Origin of the sequence: Algorimicrobium echini, from assembly GCF_900115185.1 — a bacterium.
In the GTDB taxonomy this organism is placed as follows: Bacteria; Bacteroidota; Bacteroidia; order Flavobacteriales; family Flavobacteriaceae; genus Algorimicrobium; species Algorimicrobium echini.
Genome location: NZ_FOVN01000001.1, coordinates 279,109 through 296,492, shown reverse-complemented (window position 1 = coordinate 296,492; position 17,384 = coordinate 279,109). Strand labels below are relative to the sequence as shown.

Annotated in this window: 16 protein-coding genes; 12 read left to right on the top strand and 4 right to left on the bottom strand. The window is 32.2% G+C overall.

The window, feature by feature from the left end:
• Positions 1-153: 153 nt before the first annotated feature.
• Genes BM239_RS01425 through BM239_RS01405 form a run of 5 tightly spaced genes read left to right on the top strand, consistent with a single transcriptional unit; the run spans position 154 to position 6,300 of the window.
• Positions 154-561: a DUF7793 family protein gene (locus BM239_RS01425; protein WP_092205865.1), complete on the top strand. Its 408-nt coding sequence runs from the start codon at positions 154-156 to the stop codon at positions 559-561.
• Positions 554-2,422 (top strand): PAS domain-containing sensor histidine kinase, encoded by a 1,869-nt coding sequence (locus BM239_RS01420; RefSeq protein ID WP_092206743.1) that lies wholly within the window; start codon positions 554-556, stop codon positions 2,420-2,422. The genes BM239_RS01425 and BM239_RS01420 overlap by 8 nt, the downstream gene beginning before the upstream one ends.
• On the top strand, positions 2,415-2,858 hold the full coding sequence (locus tag BM239_RS01415) for a response regulator (protein ID WP_245758171.1): 444 nt from the start codon (positions 2,415-2,417) through the stop codon (positions 2,856-2,858). Before BM239_RS01420 ends, BM239_RS01415 begins: the two co-directional genes overlap by 8 nt.
• 23 nt (positions 2,859-2,881) lie before the next feature.
• Positions 2,882-4,834 carry a T9SS sorting signal type C domain-containing protein gene (locus BM239_RS01410; protein WP_092205864.1) on the top strand — a complete coding sequence of 651 codons (1,953 nt, stop codon included), beginning with the start codon at positions 2,882-2,884 and terminating at the stop codon, positions 4,832-4,834.
• 2 nt (positions 4,835-4,836) lie between these two features.
• Positions 4,837-6,300, top strand: coding sequence for a hypothetical protein (locus BM239_RS01405; protein ID WP_092205863.1), 1,464 nt, complete (start codon positions 4,837-4,839; stop codon positions 6,298-6,300).
• Between the two features lie 140 nt (positions 6,301-6,440).
• Here the strand turns inward: BM239_RS01405 and BM239_RS01400 are convergent, their stop codons facing one another.
• A complete protein-coding gene (locus BM239_RS01400; protein ID WP_092205862.1) occupies positions 6,441-7,727 on the bottom strand; it encodes a DUF2254 domain-containing protein in 1,287 nt (428 codons plus the stop codon).
• A gap of 417 nt (positions 7,728-8,144) precedes the next feature.
• Between BM239_RS01400 and BM239_RS01395 the strand changes: the two genes are divergently transcribed.
• From BM239_RS01395 to BM239_RS01385, 3 genes are all read left to right on the top strand, one after another.
• Positions 8,145-8,336, top strand: coding sequence for a hypothetical protein (locus tag BM239_RS01395; RefSeq protein ID WP_092205861.1), 192 nt, complete (start codon positions 8,145-8,147; stop codon positions 8,334-8,336).
• Between the two features lie 140 nt (positions 8,337-8,476).
• Positions 8,477-10,501: a tetratricopeptide repeat-containing sensor histidine kinase gene (locus tag BM239_RS01390; RefSeq protein WP_092205860.1), complete on the top strand. Its 2,025-nt coding sequence runs from the start codon at positions 8,477-8,479 to the stop codon at positions 10,499-10,501.
• 16 nt (positions 10,502-10,517) lie between these two features.
• On the top strand, positions 10,518-11,192 hold the full coding sequence (locus BM239_RS01385; protein ID WP_177208957.1) for a response regulator: 675 nt from the start codon (positions 10,518-10,520) through the stop codon (positions 11,190-11,192).
• 257 nt (positions 11,193-11,449) lie between these two features.
• Here the strand turns inward: BM239_RS01385 and BM239_RS01380 are convergent, their stop codons facing one another.
• Complete coding sequence (locus tag BM239_RS01380; protein ID WP_092205859.1) at positions 11,450-11,959, bottom strand: DUF456 domain-containing protein; 510 nt, start codon at positions 11,957-11,959, stop codon at positions 11,450-11,452.
• A gap of 133 nt (positions 11,960-12,092) precedes the next feature.
• Between BM239_RS01380 and BM239_RS01375 the strand changes: the two genes are divergently transcribed.
• The 4 genes from BM239_RS01375 (at position 12,093) to BM239_RS01360 (ending at position 15,644) form a co-directional block, all read left to right on the top strand.
• Positions 12,093-12,467 (top strand): BlaI/MecI/CopY family transcriptional regulator, encoded by a 375-nt coding sequence (locus BM239_RS01375; protein ID WP_092205858.1) that lies wholly within the window; start codon positions 12,093-12,095, stop codon positions 12,465-12,467.
• Complete coding sequence (locus BM239_RS01370; protein ID WP_092205857.1) at positions 12,464-13,891, top strand: M56 family metallopeptidase; 1,428 nt, start codon at positions 12,464-12,466, stop codon at positions 13,889-13,891. Before BM239_RS01375 ends, BM239_RS01370 begins: the two co-directional genes overlap by 4 nt.
• Positions 13,884-15,017 carry a tetratricopeptide repeat protein gene (locus tag BM239_RS01365; protein ID WP_092205856.1) on the top strand — a complete coding sequence of 378 codons (1,134 nt, stop codon included), beginning with the start codon at positions 13,884-13,886 and terminating at the stop codon, positions 15,015-15,017. The genes BM239_RS01370 and BM239_RS01365 overlap by 8 nt, the downstream gene beginning before the upstream one ends.
• 150 nt (positions 15,018-15,167) lie before the next feature.
• Positions 15,168-15,644, top strand: a complete 477-nt coding sequence (locus BM239_RS01360) for a hypothetical protein (protein ID WP_092205855.1) — start codon at positions 15,168-15,170, stop codon at positions 15,642-15,644.
• Between the two features lie 126 nt (positions 15,645-15,770).
• On the opposite strand, the gene BM239_RS01355 is transcribed toward BM239_RS01360, so the two are convergent.
• Both BM239_RS01355 and BM239_RS01350 read right to left on the bottom strand, forming a co-directional pair.
• Positions 15,771-16,502 carry a Bax inhibitor-1/YccA family protein gene (locus BM239_RS01355; protein ID WP_092205854.1) on the bottom strand — a complete coding sequence of 244 codons (732 nt, stop codon included), beginning with the start codon at positions 16,500-16,502 and terminating at the stop codon, positions 15,771-15,773.
• A complete protein-coding gene (locus tag BM239_RS01350; RefSeq protein WP_092205853.1) occupies positions 16,502-17,377 on the bottom strand; it encodes a hypothetical protein in 876 nt (291 codons plus the stop codon). The genes BM239_RS01355 and BM239_RS01350 overlap by 1 nt, the downstream gene beginning before the upstream one ends.
• Positions 17,378-17,384 lie beyond the last annotated feature (7 nt).

Genomic DNA, 17,384 nt, shown 5'->3' with positions numbered 1-17,384 from the left:
GTATGCCGTGATGTCCAAAATATTCTAAAATTTCTTAAACATTTTTTTGTAGCTAATAATCAGTTGATTATCATTTTTTAGTGTGGCCATTTGCTGTTTGGCATATATTTTGGCATTCCAAATTAGCACAAGTACCCCAAAGAATGCTAACCTATGACGATGCCTATTTTAGATCAATCTGAAAAAGTCATATTTTGGATTGAAAATGACATTTTGTTTTGCCAATTTAATCAGTCAGATTGTTTTTTGACTGAAGATAGTGCAGAAGCTTACCTGTTAAAGATTGAAAAACTTACAGCAGGTAAACCCATGCCACTACTTATTGATATTCGTAATTTTATTGGTAATTTTTCGCCAATAGCAGCCAAATTCTTCGCTGATAGCCTCATTGTAAAAAAGTTTGTTATCACACAAGCTTTTGTTATCAACACATTACATAGTAAACTTCTTATTGGGTCTTATAAAAGATTATTTGCTCAAGATGCGCTTGTTCAGGTTTTTGCAGATACAGAAACTGCATTAGCATTTTGTGAAGAATCCAAAAGAAATTTTAATGTCTAAAGAACTAGAATATACAAATTCAAATATTCAAGAGAAAGCCTTGTTGGCTTCTTTGGATAGTCATCTTATTGTCGCCATTTCAGATGCGGTAGGAAGAATAATATATCAGAACGAAAATTTCACCAAGATATTGAATGTTCCTAGGAATTCAACTATCGGACAAGCCAATCATTTGCTAAATGCACTCATTCAATCTAAAACTGTTTTTTGGGAAATATGGAAAGCTATTTTGGCAGGAGAAACCTGGCGAGGTATCCTGTTTCATAAATCCGACAACGGTAAGAGTCATTGGTTAGATACCACCATTGAGCCTGTAAAAAATGAAGAAGGCCAAGTAATTAAATATATTACGGTTGGTAGTGATATTACCAATTACTACTGCAATAATACAAGTAAAAACTCTATTCAATGTCAAGAAAAAAGACTGATTGAAAATTTCACGGATGACGTTCTATATATTAATAAATATGGGAAAATCATCAACACATCTAAAAGTGCAATTAACAATTCTTACAACAGTATTATAGGTTTATATATATATGATTTTGTAAATCCCGTAAATCATGATTATATAAAAAACCAAGTAGAAAAAGTATTTACAAAAGGTAAAGTTTGTAAATATCAATCTATGGGTTTATCGGAAAAAGGCAATCAAGTATTTTTTATATCGAAATTAAAGCCAGTTTTTAATTTGGATAATGAAATTATCTATGCAACTATAAAATCAAAAAAACTTAAAAATAGTGCCAAAGCAACAAGTCAATTAAAGGCTATTGAAACCAAATACAGTAATATATTTCAATCTATTAATGTCGGTATTTTAGTTGTAGCCAATAGTGTTGGGAATATTATTGAATGGAATAAAGGCGCTGAATTGGCATTTGGTTATTCCAGTTCTGAAATTATAGGAGAACCACTAACAGTTTTAATCTCTAAAAATCAAGTAGACACAGGTGTAAAAGAATTGCTTAAAGCTAAAGATAAACTGGATAATGACACCTATGGCGATAATATTGAAATGCTAGGTTTACGAAAAAATGGCGAAGAATTTCCAGTTGAATTTGCCATGAGTAATTGGCAAAATGGTAAAGAAAAATTTTATTGCGCCTTCATGCTTGATATCTCTAAACGAAAGAAGCTAGAAGAAAAACTAAAAAAAACAACGAAAGACTTGGAGTTGTTTTTATACCGCTCGGCTCACGATTTGAAAGCGCCCTTAACATCTGCTGAAGGCTTGCTACATCTTTTAAAAGAGGAAAAGCTGAATAACAGAACAACCTTATTGGTAAATATGCTGGATGAAACTCTAGAGAAAGGTCGCCTTTTATTAGATGATTTAGCTTTTGCTTCCATTATATCTGAAAAACGGCGAGATATTACCATGATAGATTTTGATGAGAAAATAAACAAGGCGCTTGTAGCTTTAAACGGTATTAAGAATTTTGACAATATTAAATTTGAAGTCGCTATTAATCAGCGTGCTGATTTTTATTTTAATCAAGAGTTGATAGACTCAATAGTTCAAAATCTAATCCATAATACCGTTTGTTTTGCCAAACCTGAAACAAATAATATCATTCCTACAACCTGTATTCAAATAAATGTATCAGATACTCACGCCTTTATAACCGTTTCAGATAATGGTTTAGGCATACATGAAGATCATATTGATAAAGTGTTTGATCTTTATTTTAAGGCAAGTACAGTACACACAGAGGGTACTGGCCTAGGACTCTATATTGTTAAACGTATTGCGGAAGATTTTAATGGAAGCGTGCGTGTAACAAGTAAACTAAATGAAGGCACCACGTTTGAGGTGCAATTACCAAATTTAAAAGAAGGAAACGTAAACAATGATTAAAAATATCATGTTGATTGATGATAATAAAATAGATCTTTTCGTCAATCAAAGAATACTTGAAAAGTACAACCCAAATGTTAAAACACGGGTTTTTAATAATGCAATATCTGCTATTAGTTTTTTTAAATTAATGGAATTGAATGCTAATATTAAGTCTGTAGCTATTCCAGATGTTATTTTGCTAGATGTAAATATGCCTGAAATGAATGGTTTTAACTTTTTTGAAGAATTTAAGCAATTAAACTTTATGAATACCAGAACGATAGAAATTTATATGGTATCGTCTTCAATGTGTCCAGACGATATTAATAAGGCTCGCAACGAGCCTTATTGTGCAGGCTATATTACCAAACCTTTAACTGTTAATAAGCTTAAAAAGGTATTACAGAAATCAGTAAATATTGAACAACATGAACCATTTAAAAAAATAATTTAATCCCTTAACCAAATCTTAATACTATGAACTTAAAACCTACACTTATGTTCTGTGTTTGTATCTGCGTCAGCTATCTGGCAAGTGCGCAAGTTATAAATACAGGTCAACTTAAAATTACCCCAAATAGCGTTGTGTATTTTCAAGACGAATACACCAATACAGCTACCGGAAATCATGTGTCTGATGGTAACTTGTATTTAAATAACAGTTTTATAAACCACGGCCTTACTTCTGCTTCAAATGGAACCACATATTTTAAAAGTGATACCAATAATTTTCTAAATATTTCAGGAAATAGTGAGGTTGTTAATTTTCATAACCTTGAAATTAATATCACACCCGAAGGACTAAAAGGTGTTTCTGTTGCAGATAATTTTTTAGTTCAAATTACCAATAATCTCAATTTAATAAGTGGTGATATGAGATTGACAGGCGAATCGCAACTTGTTCAAGAGCATTCAGGTCTGAATAATAATACAGTAGTTGCAGGAAAGCTTCTTTTAGATCAACAAGGAACCGTTTCACCATATCAATATGATTATTGGTCTTCGCCAGTTAATAATAGTGGTGTTTTTAGGTTTCAAGGAGGCAAATTTGATGGCGTAGATTCTACAATTAATCCGTTTAATCCTACACAAATTTTGTTTAATTCCGGAAGTCCATATAATGGTTTGCCTTCCGTTACAGATGGCTCTGGAAATGTTACAACAGCATTAACAATAAACAAAAGGTGGTTATATAAATATGCAAGAGGAACAGGTTCGTATGCTGAATGGATTGCCTTAAACAGTACAAGTATTTTGAACCCTGGAGAGGGATATACCATGAAAGGTCCTAATGCTTCTGGAGCCAACCAAAACTATGTGTTTTACGGTGCACCAAATAATGGCGATTATCAATTTCCTATTAGTGGTGGCGAAAGCATTCTGCTGGGTAATCCTTATCCATCTGCTTTAGATGCAGATGACTTTATAAACGATAATATTGCAGTGCTTAATGCACTTCATTTTTGGGTAGATGGTGGTTCTACATCTCATGTTTTATCGGATTATTTAGGTGGTTACGCTATCAGAAATCTTACAGGTGGAACACCTCCATCCATTGCTTCTCCGCTTATTGCTGGTATTGGTAATTCTGGAACTGTTACAGCACCTTCACAATATGTGCCAATTGGGAAAGGGTTTTTTATAGATGCAACAGACTCTGGAACCATTGTCTTTAAAAATTCGCAACGGTTCTTTAAGTTAGAATCTTCAAGTAGGCCACAGAATTCGGAAAAGAATTTAGAGGATGAGAATCAATATATCCGAATTGGGTATGAAGACCCAGAAGGATTTCACAGACAGTTATTATTAGGGTTTCTTCCTAATTCATCAGCCGATGAAAATTATAATTCAGGATATGATGCGCTTCAATACATGTCTCGAGCAGATGATTTGTTTTTTATAATAGAGAACAACCCTAGTAATCGCTATGCTATTCAAGGTGTTAGTCGTTTTTCAGATACATTGGAATTTCCTGTGGGATTAATTATTTCTGAATCGGGATCCCATCATATTATGTTGGACGCGGTTGAAAATTTTAATCATACTATTTATTTGAAGGATAATTTACTAGAAACGACCTATAATTTAACAGAGGAAAATTTTGAAATTAATTTACCAGTTGGGGAATATCCTTCACGATACTCAATAGTTTTTCAGCCTGCTGAAACTTTAAGTGTACCACAAAAAGAATTAGATAATACGATGGTTTTTTACAATGGCCTTGAAGAAATAATAGTTTCAAACCCTAATAATTTAGAAATAACAAGTATTGACATCTACAATATTATAGGACAACAGCTTTTATCTGTTTCCGAAAATATAGGTTCACAACCTAAAATAACAATTCCTTTTACCCACAGTAATGGTGTTTACCTAGTGGTGCTTAAAACCAATAATGCCCAAAAATCTACTAAAATCTTAAAATATTAATTATGAAAACTAAAAAATTACTTTTAAAAACGTTTAGCCTATTGGCTTTTTTAATCATGCTAATGCCAAGTTATGCGCAAGTAGGAATCGGCACATTAACGCCAGATAGTTCTGCTATGTTGGATGTTACGTCAACAAGCAAAGGAATGTTAACACCACGTTTGACATCGGCAGAGCGGTTAGCAATTTCAAACCCAGCAAATGGTTTGTTAGTTTATGACACATCAGAAAATGCATTTTACTTTTATAAAGGAAGTGTTTGGACAAAAATAGATTCAGAAGTGAGAACGAACTATAAACTTATTAAATCGGCAACAGATTTAAGTAGTGAGCTTACAGCAGGTGGTGGTTCTGAATATAAACTCGATGCCAATACGCTTTATGAAATAAATGGCGCTATAAGTATTTCAAATCCTATTAATTTAAATAATTCCTATGTGTTAGGTTTGGATACTAATGAAGATAAATTGATAAAAACATCTGGCGGAAGTCTGTTTATTGGTAATAAAGGAGGTTCGCTTAAAAATGTAACATTAGTAAATAGTACTGGAAGTATTTTTAATTTAGCAGGAAGCGCATCAGAAAACTTAATTATTAGAGATTTGGTAATAGCAAACTCGGCATCTGTAGGAACTATAAATAGTTATGGTTTAGTTTTTACCAGTGTTATTCAATTTGTTGGAAATACAACAGGTATTGTTTATAGTAATATTACAAATTTACTGATTAGTAATGTTGGTTGGTTTAGTTCAAATGCAGGAACTTATGAAACGTATACAGGGACATTTAATTCTATAGAAAAACAGGGTGGATTTATGGTTATTAATGGGTCTAATAAAGGAATTGATGTAAGTAGTAATCCAACAGTTGCTAATGCCGTATTAAATGGGGTAACATTTAGTGGAACGAGTACCGAATATGTCAAAAAATATACAGTAGGAACCTATCCAAATTATAATTTTAATAATTCATGGACCGTTAATTGTCCAGGTATAAAATTAGAATCTGATGAGGTTGCAACCGCTAATATTTATTATGATGGAACAATAACTACAGGATTTGTACAAACCGTTGCTAATGGTAGTCCGTTTAACCTTACAGGGAATTCTAATTCAAATTCAACGACTGTGGTTAATGTTTTAAGGACAGCATCTCCTCAAAACAACCGAATTACCTATTTAGGAAAACGCACAAGAACGTTTCAAGTTAACGCCGCATTATCTGTAAGAGGAAATAGTGGAGTAGGTGATTACTATGCTTTTTTTATCAGAAAAAATGGCACCACAAGTTTAGTAGAAACCAATACGTTAATGCGAGTTAATAATACTTCAGATATCTCCAGTAATGCTATTTCTGGAACGGTGGAATTGGCTACTAATGATTATATCGAAATTTGGGGTATGCGTTTAACAGGTTCTGGAACGAATTCTATTACGGTTTTCTCTTTAAATTTAAATATGCGATAGCATATAACATATAGAAACTGCCCAATTGGGTTTTATTTTGGTAGAAAAACATTCCTTTTTATGCCGTTTCGAAATTTTCGAGATTGGTAATAAAAACTGGGATGTTTTTTGTTTATATACAGCTTGTTTTTGTAATAGCTTTATTTCAAAAGTTTTTGATACAAAGCCTCAATCCTTCTTAAATCCGTAGAGTTGGTAATGCTTTGTTGAGTGTCTTCATACAACAATTTGGCTTCCGCTAAAAGGACATCATGGTATTCTGGTAAATGGGCCTCCTGAATAAGTAAATATTTAAACATGATAAATAATTTTTGAATACAACTTAAGTCGTGTTTGCAATAGGTTCGGTAAGACACCATAACTTGATATACGAGCTCTTTAAAGTTTGTTGTAGATACTGCAATTAAAGAAGCCTCATCAGAAGTAATAATGGTTTGGTCATTTTTTTTAAGTCGCATGGCAAATAATTCTGTCAAATAATCAATGGTGCTAATAGCAGTTCCTGGGTCGTTAATTCCAGGCGACATAGCTTTCATGCCAATTTCTGTAATTTGTTTAAAGGCAAGCGCATAATTATCTTCAACAAATTCACCTTTAGCAAAATTGAAATTAGACAGTATTTTTTTAACTAATTCGTCGTTTATGTCTTTACTTACCTGAATAATTGGAACACCTTCTAAAACAAACAACCCTTGGATTGGTAAAATTTTAAGTTGAATATCTTCTTCCTTACAAATACTCACCAAATTGGCCACAGCAATATTCTGGAAATAACCCGTTTCAGAACTGTAATAGGATTTCCAGTCCGATGAATCTGGAAAGTTTGGTGGTGTTTCCGATTCCTTTTCTAACAGATATTCCAAACGCATTTTTGCTTTCTTGTAAATAGTGTCTAGAATATTATTAACCTGTATGGATTGGGATATAGAATGAATAAAATATAAGAATGCTCCCAAACAAACAACGGTTAAAATTATACCTATAAGTACTGAAAACCCTGGAAGCTGGTATTTGTCGTTTTCTTGTGGATTTATACCAACCAACGTAAACGTGTTGTATAAAATAGTGGCTAAATATATACCCAACACAAATTGGTGATTTCTATTGGAAATTAGTCCAGGTAATACCCGTGGCGAAAAGTTACTAGACGCTTGATTTAATAAAACCATTACCATTGAAAAGCTAAAAACCATGATGGATATAATGCCACCAGTTAAAAAACTTAACAGTGTTTTTGCCGTATCGGCATTATTGATAACTAATTGGGGAATGTGTTCCAAAACAAATGCCGATATGCCCTCCTTCTCTAGATACAGCATAGTCATGGCAAAACTAAACCCAATGATGCTAAATAAGGTTGGGTAAAAAGCAATTTTGCCCTGAATCGTATTTATAAAACTAATGAACTTATTATATAGAGATTTCATATTTCTTAATTGTTTTTACAAGTTAGTAACATTTTTTAATCTAACACGTTTGTTAAAAACGGTTTTTCTTACAATTTTAATAAGTTTTACCATTTTTATTAACAATTATTTGTAAGAAAATATTTCAATAAAAGCTTTTTATCGATAAAATAATGCATTTCATCTATATTTAAATGCTTTTTTGTATATTCAACTTATATTTGTCATCCTTATTATAAGTCCCTAAATCGATTTTCAACTTATTTAAGGTTAATTATTCCATTTTAAGACACATAGTGTCTATTCCCTCATGTTAAAAATAATAGTTTGTAGCATTTTGCTACACACAATTTACGGTTATTAATCCATCTTCCCTCGACAGTGATTTTTAAACTAACTAAAATTTATAGTAAATTTTTTAACCCTAAATAAACTAACATGAAAACCCTTAAAATTACTTTAGTAGCAGCTATTTTTTGTATGACACTTACAGGTCTTACAATCCAAAATCAAAACCAAAATACAAATCCGAACAATGAGGAACAGGTTTCTCAAAAAGAAGATTTTACATATGCTTTTCAAACTAAAAGACATGTAAAGAAAGGAAAAGAAATTCCAAGTAACGGATAAAAAACTACTTATATTTTTTTTAAAAACCCTTTATTTAAAGGGTTTTTCTTTGTTTTTATAATTTAAGCCAGACTTATAATAGCAACATGGGTATTGGTGTCATAAAAAATTATAAATTTGAGAAGACTTGAAGCATCATTATGTTATTAAAAAAAACACTATTACTTTTTTTTCTTTTCTATTGTTCCATTTTATGTGCACAGCAGCTTCCTAAAAACCAATTGTTAGATAGTGTTTATTTTTACAGAGCATTATCGGATAATGAGGACTATAATTTAAACGAGCGAGAGGCTTTTGTAAGGAAAGCTATTGAGTTTTCTAAAAAAACCAAGGAGGATTCCATAATTTTAAAATCAAAACGGCAATTAGCTACTTTATTTTTGCGCCAATTTGCAGTAGATTCACTTTTCGACCTAAATCATGAAAATCTGAAACTGGCAAAAAAACTTAATGATACCTTAGCGTTAGCTTATATAAACAACGTTTTGGGTTGGTATCATTCTGAAAAATATCAAGTAGATAGCTCGTATTCATACTATTATAATGCTTCAAAATATTTTGAAACCTTAAACATGGTTAAAGATCAGGCAAGTGCTGTGTCTTCCATGGCTAATATTCAGTTTGAAGAGCGCGATTATGTTGGATGCGAAAGTAATGCGTTTCGAGCTATTCGTTTATACAAACAGTTGCCAAAAACAGATGCAGTTTACGATAATTTATGGGGTTTGTATAATTTGGTGGCTATTGCAGCCGATGAGTTAAAGTTATATGACAATGCCATTCAATATCATAATGAAGCACTATCATACAGCAATAAAATTGAAGATAATTTTCTGTATACACTATACTCTAAAAGTAACATTGCGCTTATTTATAAAGAACTGAAGCAGTACGATAAAGCACTTGAAATTTATCAGGCACTATTTACAAAAGAGGATATTTTAAAACAAGAGCCAGAAAACTATGCGCTTATTCTAGGTGATTATGCGTTATTAAAACACCGTTCAGAAGGTTTTGATAATCAAGAAATAAAAGAGATGTTGCTAAAGGCTTATCGTATTAGCGATAGTGCCGACAATGAATTAAGTCGTATGTCTGTGGCCTTAAACGCTTCAGAATATTATCTAGACACAGGTGTTTTAGATTCTGCGCTAACGTTTGCTAATATAGCTTACAGTCAAGGAAAAGCATCTTTAATTAACGATGTAACATTAAATGCCTTATTACTGAAATCTAAAATTGAAAACCCTAAAAAGTCTGTAAATTATTTAAACGAATACATTCATCTTAACGATAGTTTAATAAATAAAGAACGTGCCATAAGGAATAAATTTGCGCGAATTGAATTTGAAACTGAACAGGTTGAGCTTGAAAACAGACAAATTTCTAGAGAACGTTTGTGGCTCATGATTTTATCTGCTGGTTTAATAATTACCTTGGTTTTATTGTACATAATTATAACGCAGCGTGCTAAAAACAAAGAATTGAAACTCATGCAACAACAGCAAGAGGCCAATGAAGAAATTTATAACCTGATGCTTACCCAACAAGATAAGGTAGATGAGGCACGATCAATAGAGAAAAAACGAATTTCTCAAGATTTACATGATGGCATCCTTGGCCGACTTTTTGGAACGCGTTTAAGTTTAGATAGTTTAAATATGAGTTCAACAGAGGAAGCTATCCAAACTCGTGAAAGCTATATTCAGGAACTAAAAATTATTGAGCAAGACATCCGTGAAGTATCACACGAATTAAATACAGATTTTATTTCTAATTCGGGATATCCAGATATTATTGAAACCCTTGTAGAGACTCAAACAACTGCCTACGGTTTAAAATTTACATTGCATAGCGATCCTGATATTTCTTGGGATGAGATATCTAATAAAACTAAAATTCATATTTACAGGATGTTGCAAGAGTCACTTCAAAATATTTATAAACATGCTCAAGCTAATCACGTAGATATTAGCTTTAATATGAAAAAAAATGTAATTTGGTTTGCCATTTCAGATGATGGTTCTGGTTTCGATCTTCAAAAAGCGAAAAAAGGAATCGGTTTGAAAAACATGAATTCACGTGTATCAGAGTTTGAAGGAGAATTAGATATCATTTCTGAAAAAGATAAAGGCACAACCATTACCATAAAAATCCCAATCTAACCGAAACATATCAATCATGGAAGAAACTATTCGTATTTTAATGACTGACGATCATCCAATTATTATTGAAGGCTATCAAAACACATTAATTGCGACCAAAAAAGAAAATCAAGTATTAAAAATTGATATAGCCAATACCTGCGATCAATCTATAAGTTTTATGCAACAAGCGGTTGATAGAGAGTTGCCCTATCATGTTTTATTTATGGATATCAGTTTGCCGCCTTCTAGTGACGGTGAGTTTATGTCTGGTGAAGATTTAGCAAAATATGCCAGACGCATCATGCCAAAAGCAAAAATAATTATGCTTACCATGTTTAACGAACCTTACCGAATTCATAATATTATAAAAGATATTGATCCTGAAGGGTTTTTAATAAAAAGCGATTTGACATCGCGTGAACTTGCCAGCGCATTTCAAGCGGTTATGTTTAAACCGCCATTTTATAGTGCCAGCGTGAGCACCATTATCAGGAAAACAATAACCAATGATATTAAATTGGATGATATAGATAGAAAAATTCTCTATCTGCTATCACAAGGCATTCGAACCAAAAGTTTAAAGGACCATTTTGAAATATCCTTAAGCGCTATTGAAAAACGAAAAAAACAATTAAAAGTTATTTTTGATGTGAGCGATGGTAGTGATGAAAGTTTACTAGCTGTGGCTAAAAAATCAGGATTTATATAGTGCATTAATGGGATTAGTGTTAAAATTTGATATTTTTTCATTTTTTTTTCATCTGCAAACGCTTATTATAACTGGTAATTACGGTTTTCCCGTAAAGGTGTTACGGTTTTCCCACAACAAGAAGTTAATTGTTATGGCTACATTTGAAATATCAACGACAAATTAATCCCTCATAAAATAAATTTGTTGAATTAATAGCATTTACACTAACCTCGTGGTTTTTCATTTTTAAATTGGAAGCCATGAGGTTTCTTCTTTTATATAGAAAATAGCTCTGATTTGTAGTCCCAAACCGTCCATAGAAAGAAGCCTAAATAAATAACCGCTACAACAAATTTAATAAAAGTGCCTGCTACAAATCCTAAAAACGATCCGAATGCGGCTTTTACAGCTATTTTGGAATCCGCTTTATGTATCATTTCGCCAATAAATGCACCAATAAATGGCCAAATTATGATACCTATAGGTCCAAAAACTGGGAATACTATAGCAACAATAAGACCTAATGTAGTACCAATAACGCCTTTTTTGCTACCGCCAAATCGTTTGGTTCCCATAGCTGGAATAATATAATCTAATACAAAAACAAGTAAAGCTACTATTAGGGTTATACCTAAAAACCACCAATCGTTTGGGATAGCTTGAGTTAAATAGAGTAGTAATAAGCCAATCCAACTTAATGGTGGTCCTGGTAAAACAGGTAAAAAACTCCCTACAATACCAATTAGCATAAAAATAAAGCCTAAAACGACTAATAATATGTCCATATATTTTTTCTTGTTAGACGAAGATATTTAAATAATGTTACAAATTTTAAACTAAAAAATTAGTTTAAACTAAAATATTAGTTATATTTGTTGAACTAAAGAGTTAGTTAAATAATAATTCGCAATAAAAATCATGATCCAAAAAAAGCCATTAACTAAAGCCGAAGAAGAAATAATGCAAGTATTGTGGCAATTAGAAAAAGCTGCCGTAAAACAAATTATTGCCGAGTTGCCAAAACCTAAACCAGCGTATAATACAGTTTCAACCATAGTCCGAATTTTAGAGAGCAAAGGATTTGTAGATTATGAAAAGCAGGGAAAAGGACATGTGTATTTTCCATTAATTAAAAAACAGGATTATAGTAATCAAAGTATAAATTCGTTGGTAGACAATTATTTTCAAGGGTCTTTTAAAAGTATGGTGTCGTTTTTTATGAAGAAAAATGATATTAGTTTACAGGAATTAGAATCTGTTTTAAAGGAGATTCATAAAGACAAAAAATCATGATACACTATATCCTTCAAGTCATTGCGTTTCAGTTGTTCTTTCTATTCATTTACGATTTGTTTTTAAGGAAAGAAACGTTTTTTAATTGGAATCGTGCGTATTTATTAGTTACAGTTATGCTTTCAGTGATTCTGCCATTTATTAAAGTATCTGGTTTTAAGGAAGCTATTCCAAAAGAATTTGTACTTAATTTACCACTCATACTGTCTCAAACACCTAATACTATTTACCTTGAAGAGGTCGTGATTACTGGTAGCAATACATCTCACAGCTTTTTATGGTATTTCTCATTGCTTTTAGTAGTTGGAAGTGCGTTAGCCGTATCATTTTTCAGTCTGCGTTTATTTAAAATTATAAAACTTATTTATCAAAACCCTAGGCAAAAAGATGGGGCTGTTTATTATGTGCATTTATTAAAAAGTAGGCTCGCATTTTCATTTTTCAACTATGTATTTTTAGGTGAAAACATAAAAGAAACCGAACGTGAGCAAATTGTTAAGCACGAATTGATTCATGTAAACCAAAAACACACTTGGGATTTACTATTTTTCGAGTTGTTTCGTATTGTATTTTGGTTTAATCCGCTTGTGTATATGTATCAAAATCGCATGGCAGATTTACATGAATTTATTGCGGATTCACAAGCCGTGAAACAGAATAAAAATCAATATTATGAAAATCTTTTAGCGCAAATTTTCGATACAAATCCAGTATCATTCATCAATCCATTTTTCAAACAATCATTAATCAAAAAACGAATTATTATGTTACAAAAAACAAAATCAAAACAAGTACAATTAATCAAGTACACTCTATTAATCCCTACAGTACTCGGAATGTTGTTGTATTCATCATGCTCTGAAGAAGCCACGCAACCGGAAGTCATTGAAGTAGTGGAGCAGGAGCTAACAATCCAAGACCAAATAGACATGCTAAAAAATTCTATTGAAGCAAAAGGAGATTTGTCAGAATCTGAAAAAGAAGCCTTGAAAAATATTTTAGCAAAAACATCTAACGGTGAGATTATAGAAGTTGTGGAGGTGGCTTCTTTAGCGTCTGATGTTGAGGTGCCAATCCATATGGTTGAAAAAGTCCCAACTTTTCCTGGCTGCGAAACTGAAACTTCTAACAAAGAAGACAAGTTATGCATGAGTAAAAAACTGAATGCGTTTGTAGCCAAAAATTTTAATACGGAATTAGCCAAAAGCTTAAATTTATCTGGTGTTGCCCAAATTAGAGTCTTCTTTAAAATAAATGAATTAGGTGAAGTTGTAGATATTAAGGCTAGAGCGCCTCATCCTGAATTGGAAGTCGAAGCCAAACGCGTTTTAAATATGCTTCCTAATTTAATTCCAGGAGAATACCAAGGTAAAAAAGTAACGGTTCCGTATTACCTACCTATAAAGTTTAAAATAAATGACTAGATTTATTGCGCTAATTAGTATTCTAGTAAGTTTTAAAACCGAAGCTCAAACTTCGGTTTTAAACGTTGCAGATAGTTTGTTTGTTAACGGTAATTATTCCGAGGCCATTAAAGCTTATGAATCTTATAATAATTTAAATGATGTCGCCTATATGTTGGCCAAATCCTACCAAGCAATTGGTAATTACGATAAAGCTTTACAGCATCTAGAAAGCAGTATTAACGCATTTTCAAACGATGCCTTGGTAAAATATGATTATGCCAAATTACTTTCTAAAACTAAAAATTATCAAACGGCTGCAGCTACTTTTAAACAACTAATTGCAACAGATTCCCTTAATCCAAATTACCATTATGAGTTGGGTTTGGTTTATGAACAATTACGAGATTCATTATCACGTAACGAATTTAAAACAAGCTTTCTTTTAGACAAGGGGCATCAAAAAGCCATTTTTAAATTAGCAAAACGGCACTTACAAAAACGCGAGTTCGATTCCGTAGATTATTATACAGATATAGGTTTAAAAACATACGAGAACAACGCAGAACTTATCAGTCTAAAAGCACAAAATTATTATTGGAAAAATGATTATCAAACGGCTTCAAAATGGTTTGAAAAATTGTTGGTTTTAGGTGAAGATTCTCAATTTGTTCATGAAAAATTAAGCTATTGTTATTCTGAAATGTCTGAAGTTGAAAAAGCCATTGAACAGCAAAAATTAGCGGTTGCTAAAGAACCCAGAAATTTCGATAATTTATTTATTCTAGGTCAGTTATATACACGAATGAGCAATTATGAACAGGCTGAATTGTACATCAGTAAAGCTATAGAATTAGTAGATTTACCATTGGATAAGGAGTTCATGACGTTAGGAACCATTCAAAATCATCGGAAAAATCATCAAGCAGCCATTCAATCTTTTGAGCGTGCATTAAAAGAAAACCCGAACAATATATATGCTGCTTTTTATCTGGTTTACACCAAGGATGATTATTATAAAGATGTCGATACCAAAATTAAGTTGTATGAAGACTTCGTGGCTAAATATCCTGAAAATCCGTTTTTATTTAAAGCTAAAAGTAGATTAAGTGAACTGAAACAAGAAAAATTTATGAATACTGATTAATGCCATTTCGTATCTTCCTGAATAGCAAAAAAAACATTCTTTTTTCTTTCCCACTTAATCTGTATATTTTTTAGAAAGATTTACAGTCATTCTACCCAAGATATGGTATAAAATATAAAAATATTGTATTTTTCGACTTCATAACAACCTATGAAACAGCTATATTTTATTTTAATGTGTTTGGCAGTTACTTCCTGTAATTATTTCGATGCTAAAAAAACATCGTCTGACGTTATTTTGGAAAATGAACTGTTAACATTTAATTGGAATGAAGTGGATGAATATCCCACCTTTGATAGCTGTGATGAAAACGCAACACAAGATGATAAAAAGCGTTGTTTTCAAAATACCTTAACGGAGATTATTACTCAAAAATTACAACAGGATACACTTATTGTTAAGCAAGACATCAATGACACGGTTTACATGAATTTTGAAATATCCAAAGACGGATTGCTTTCGCTTATAACCATAGAAGCCGATTCTATAACGCTTCAGGAAATTCCAAATATGAAAGAATTACTGCATAAAAGTGTAGATTCCTTACCAAAAATTTATCCAGCAATCAGACGCAGTCAACAAGTGAAAACAGCGTTTACCTTGCCGGTGATTATTCAGGTTAATTAGGTTTCTAAATTGTTATAAATCTTTAAATAATGTTAGGTTGGAAGCCGTTGAAACGTTATTTTATTTATCAAGTTCTGAAACGTATAAGTGATAGATTTTCGGGTTTAAATTCCGGTTATAACACCTTTAAAACCGAATTGCGAGTTTCCGCATGAGTCGTAATATTTCTGCATACAGCCAAATTAACGTCACCAATAATCCCCAAGTTGCTAGCCATTCTTTTTCTTTTGGCGCTTTATTTTTATGACGTTCTATATAATCAAAATCCAACAGCAAGGCTAATGATGCAAAAACAGCAGCTACTACGTTAAATCCAATAGCTAGCCATGATGTTCCCCAAAGAAAACTTTTTATCCCGAAGAAACTTAATATCCACGAAATAAGATACGTTACAAAAATGGTAGTACAAGCAGTAATAATAACACTTCGTAGCTTTTTAGTTACTATAATAATTCGGGTTTGATAGAGCATTAATACTACGACAAACGTAATGATTGTGACTCCAATAGCCTGGAACGGCAAATTAGGAAATTGTGCTTGAGCATAGCTGGTTATACCTCCTAGAAAAAAGCCTTTAGCAATAGCGTAAAGTGGTACTAAAAATTTGGCCCATTGCTTTCTGACAGAAATTATTAAACTAATAATAATTGCGGCAATCATGCCTCCTGTAGTAAACCATTTTATGTTGTTTCCATTGCTGTAATAATACCAAATAACTACTGTAATTCCCGCAACAATAGCAATGCAGAAAAACGATTTAATGAGGATGCCAGTCACCGTCATTTTTTTAGAGGATGTAGTGTTATCATCCCAAAAGTAATTGGAGAAAGCTGGATTGGATGTTTGGTTTAAACGCACTATAAATTCATCTTAAAGCCTAAAGCAAAATCAATTGGGAAATTATCGCTATTATCACTAAAAAGTGCATAAATATCATGATATGCAAAGGTGATATACCCATTTTCGGTGACACGAAAATCAGCTCCAATTCCTAAAATAAATGGAATATCAATTCCAGAAAATGAATCCTCATAAGTGCCAATTTCAGGTAGATTAGATGTGTATGTAGCGTTTCCAAAATCGTAGGTTACTAATTTTAAATTACCATACAAATTAAAACGATCTTTATTAATAACGCGATAGCGATACCCAATAGCAATTTGTGTGGATGTGTACTCAAAATCATCAGCTTCTAAAGCATGTCTGAAATGAAAAAACATCGCATGACGTGGAAGTTTGGTTGCCTCAAAGAGTTCAAATTCCAATCCAAAAAATGGCACACTAGCATTGTTAGGGTTTTCTACTAAAGGTTGATTGGTAATTCCTCCAAAAATGCCCAAACGTGTTTGTAATTTAGCACGAGGTTCATAATTATAGCTTAAATCGGTTGTAGCGTTGTAAGTGTTGAAAAAATCTTCCAAGCTATAAAGTGTTAAATTTACCTGGTCTGTTGGAACGCCATAGCCTTCAGTAAGTGCATTTAGTACCGATTTGTACTCTTCTTGATATTTACGCGTTTCCGCATTTTTAGTATTCACTAATTCTTGAATGTCACCTGAATTTGTTTTTACAAAATAGCGGTATGTACCGTTATCAATAGTCCAAAGTAAATCCAGATTGCCTTCTACAGCTGTATCCAGCTCCAACGTTTCATCATTTATAGTGTAAGATTGTTGTGAAAAGCTAAAAAATCCTAAAGATAAAAATCCAAACAAAAAGAAAGCCTTTTTCATGATATAT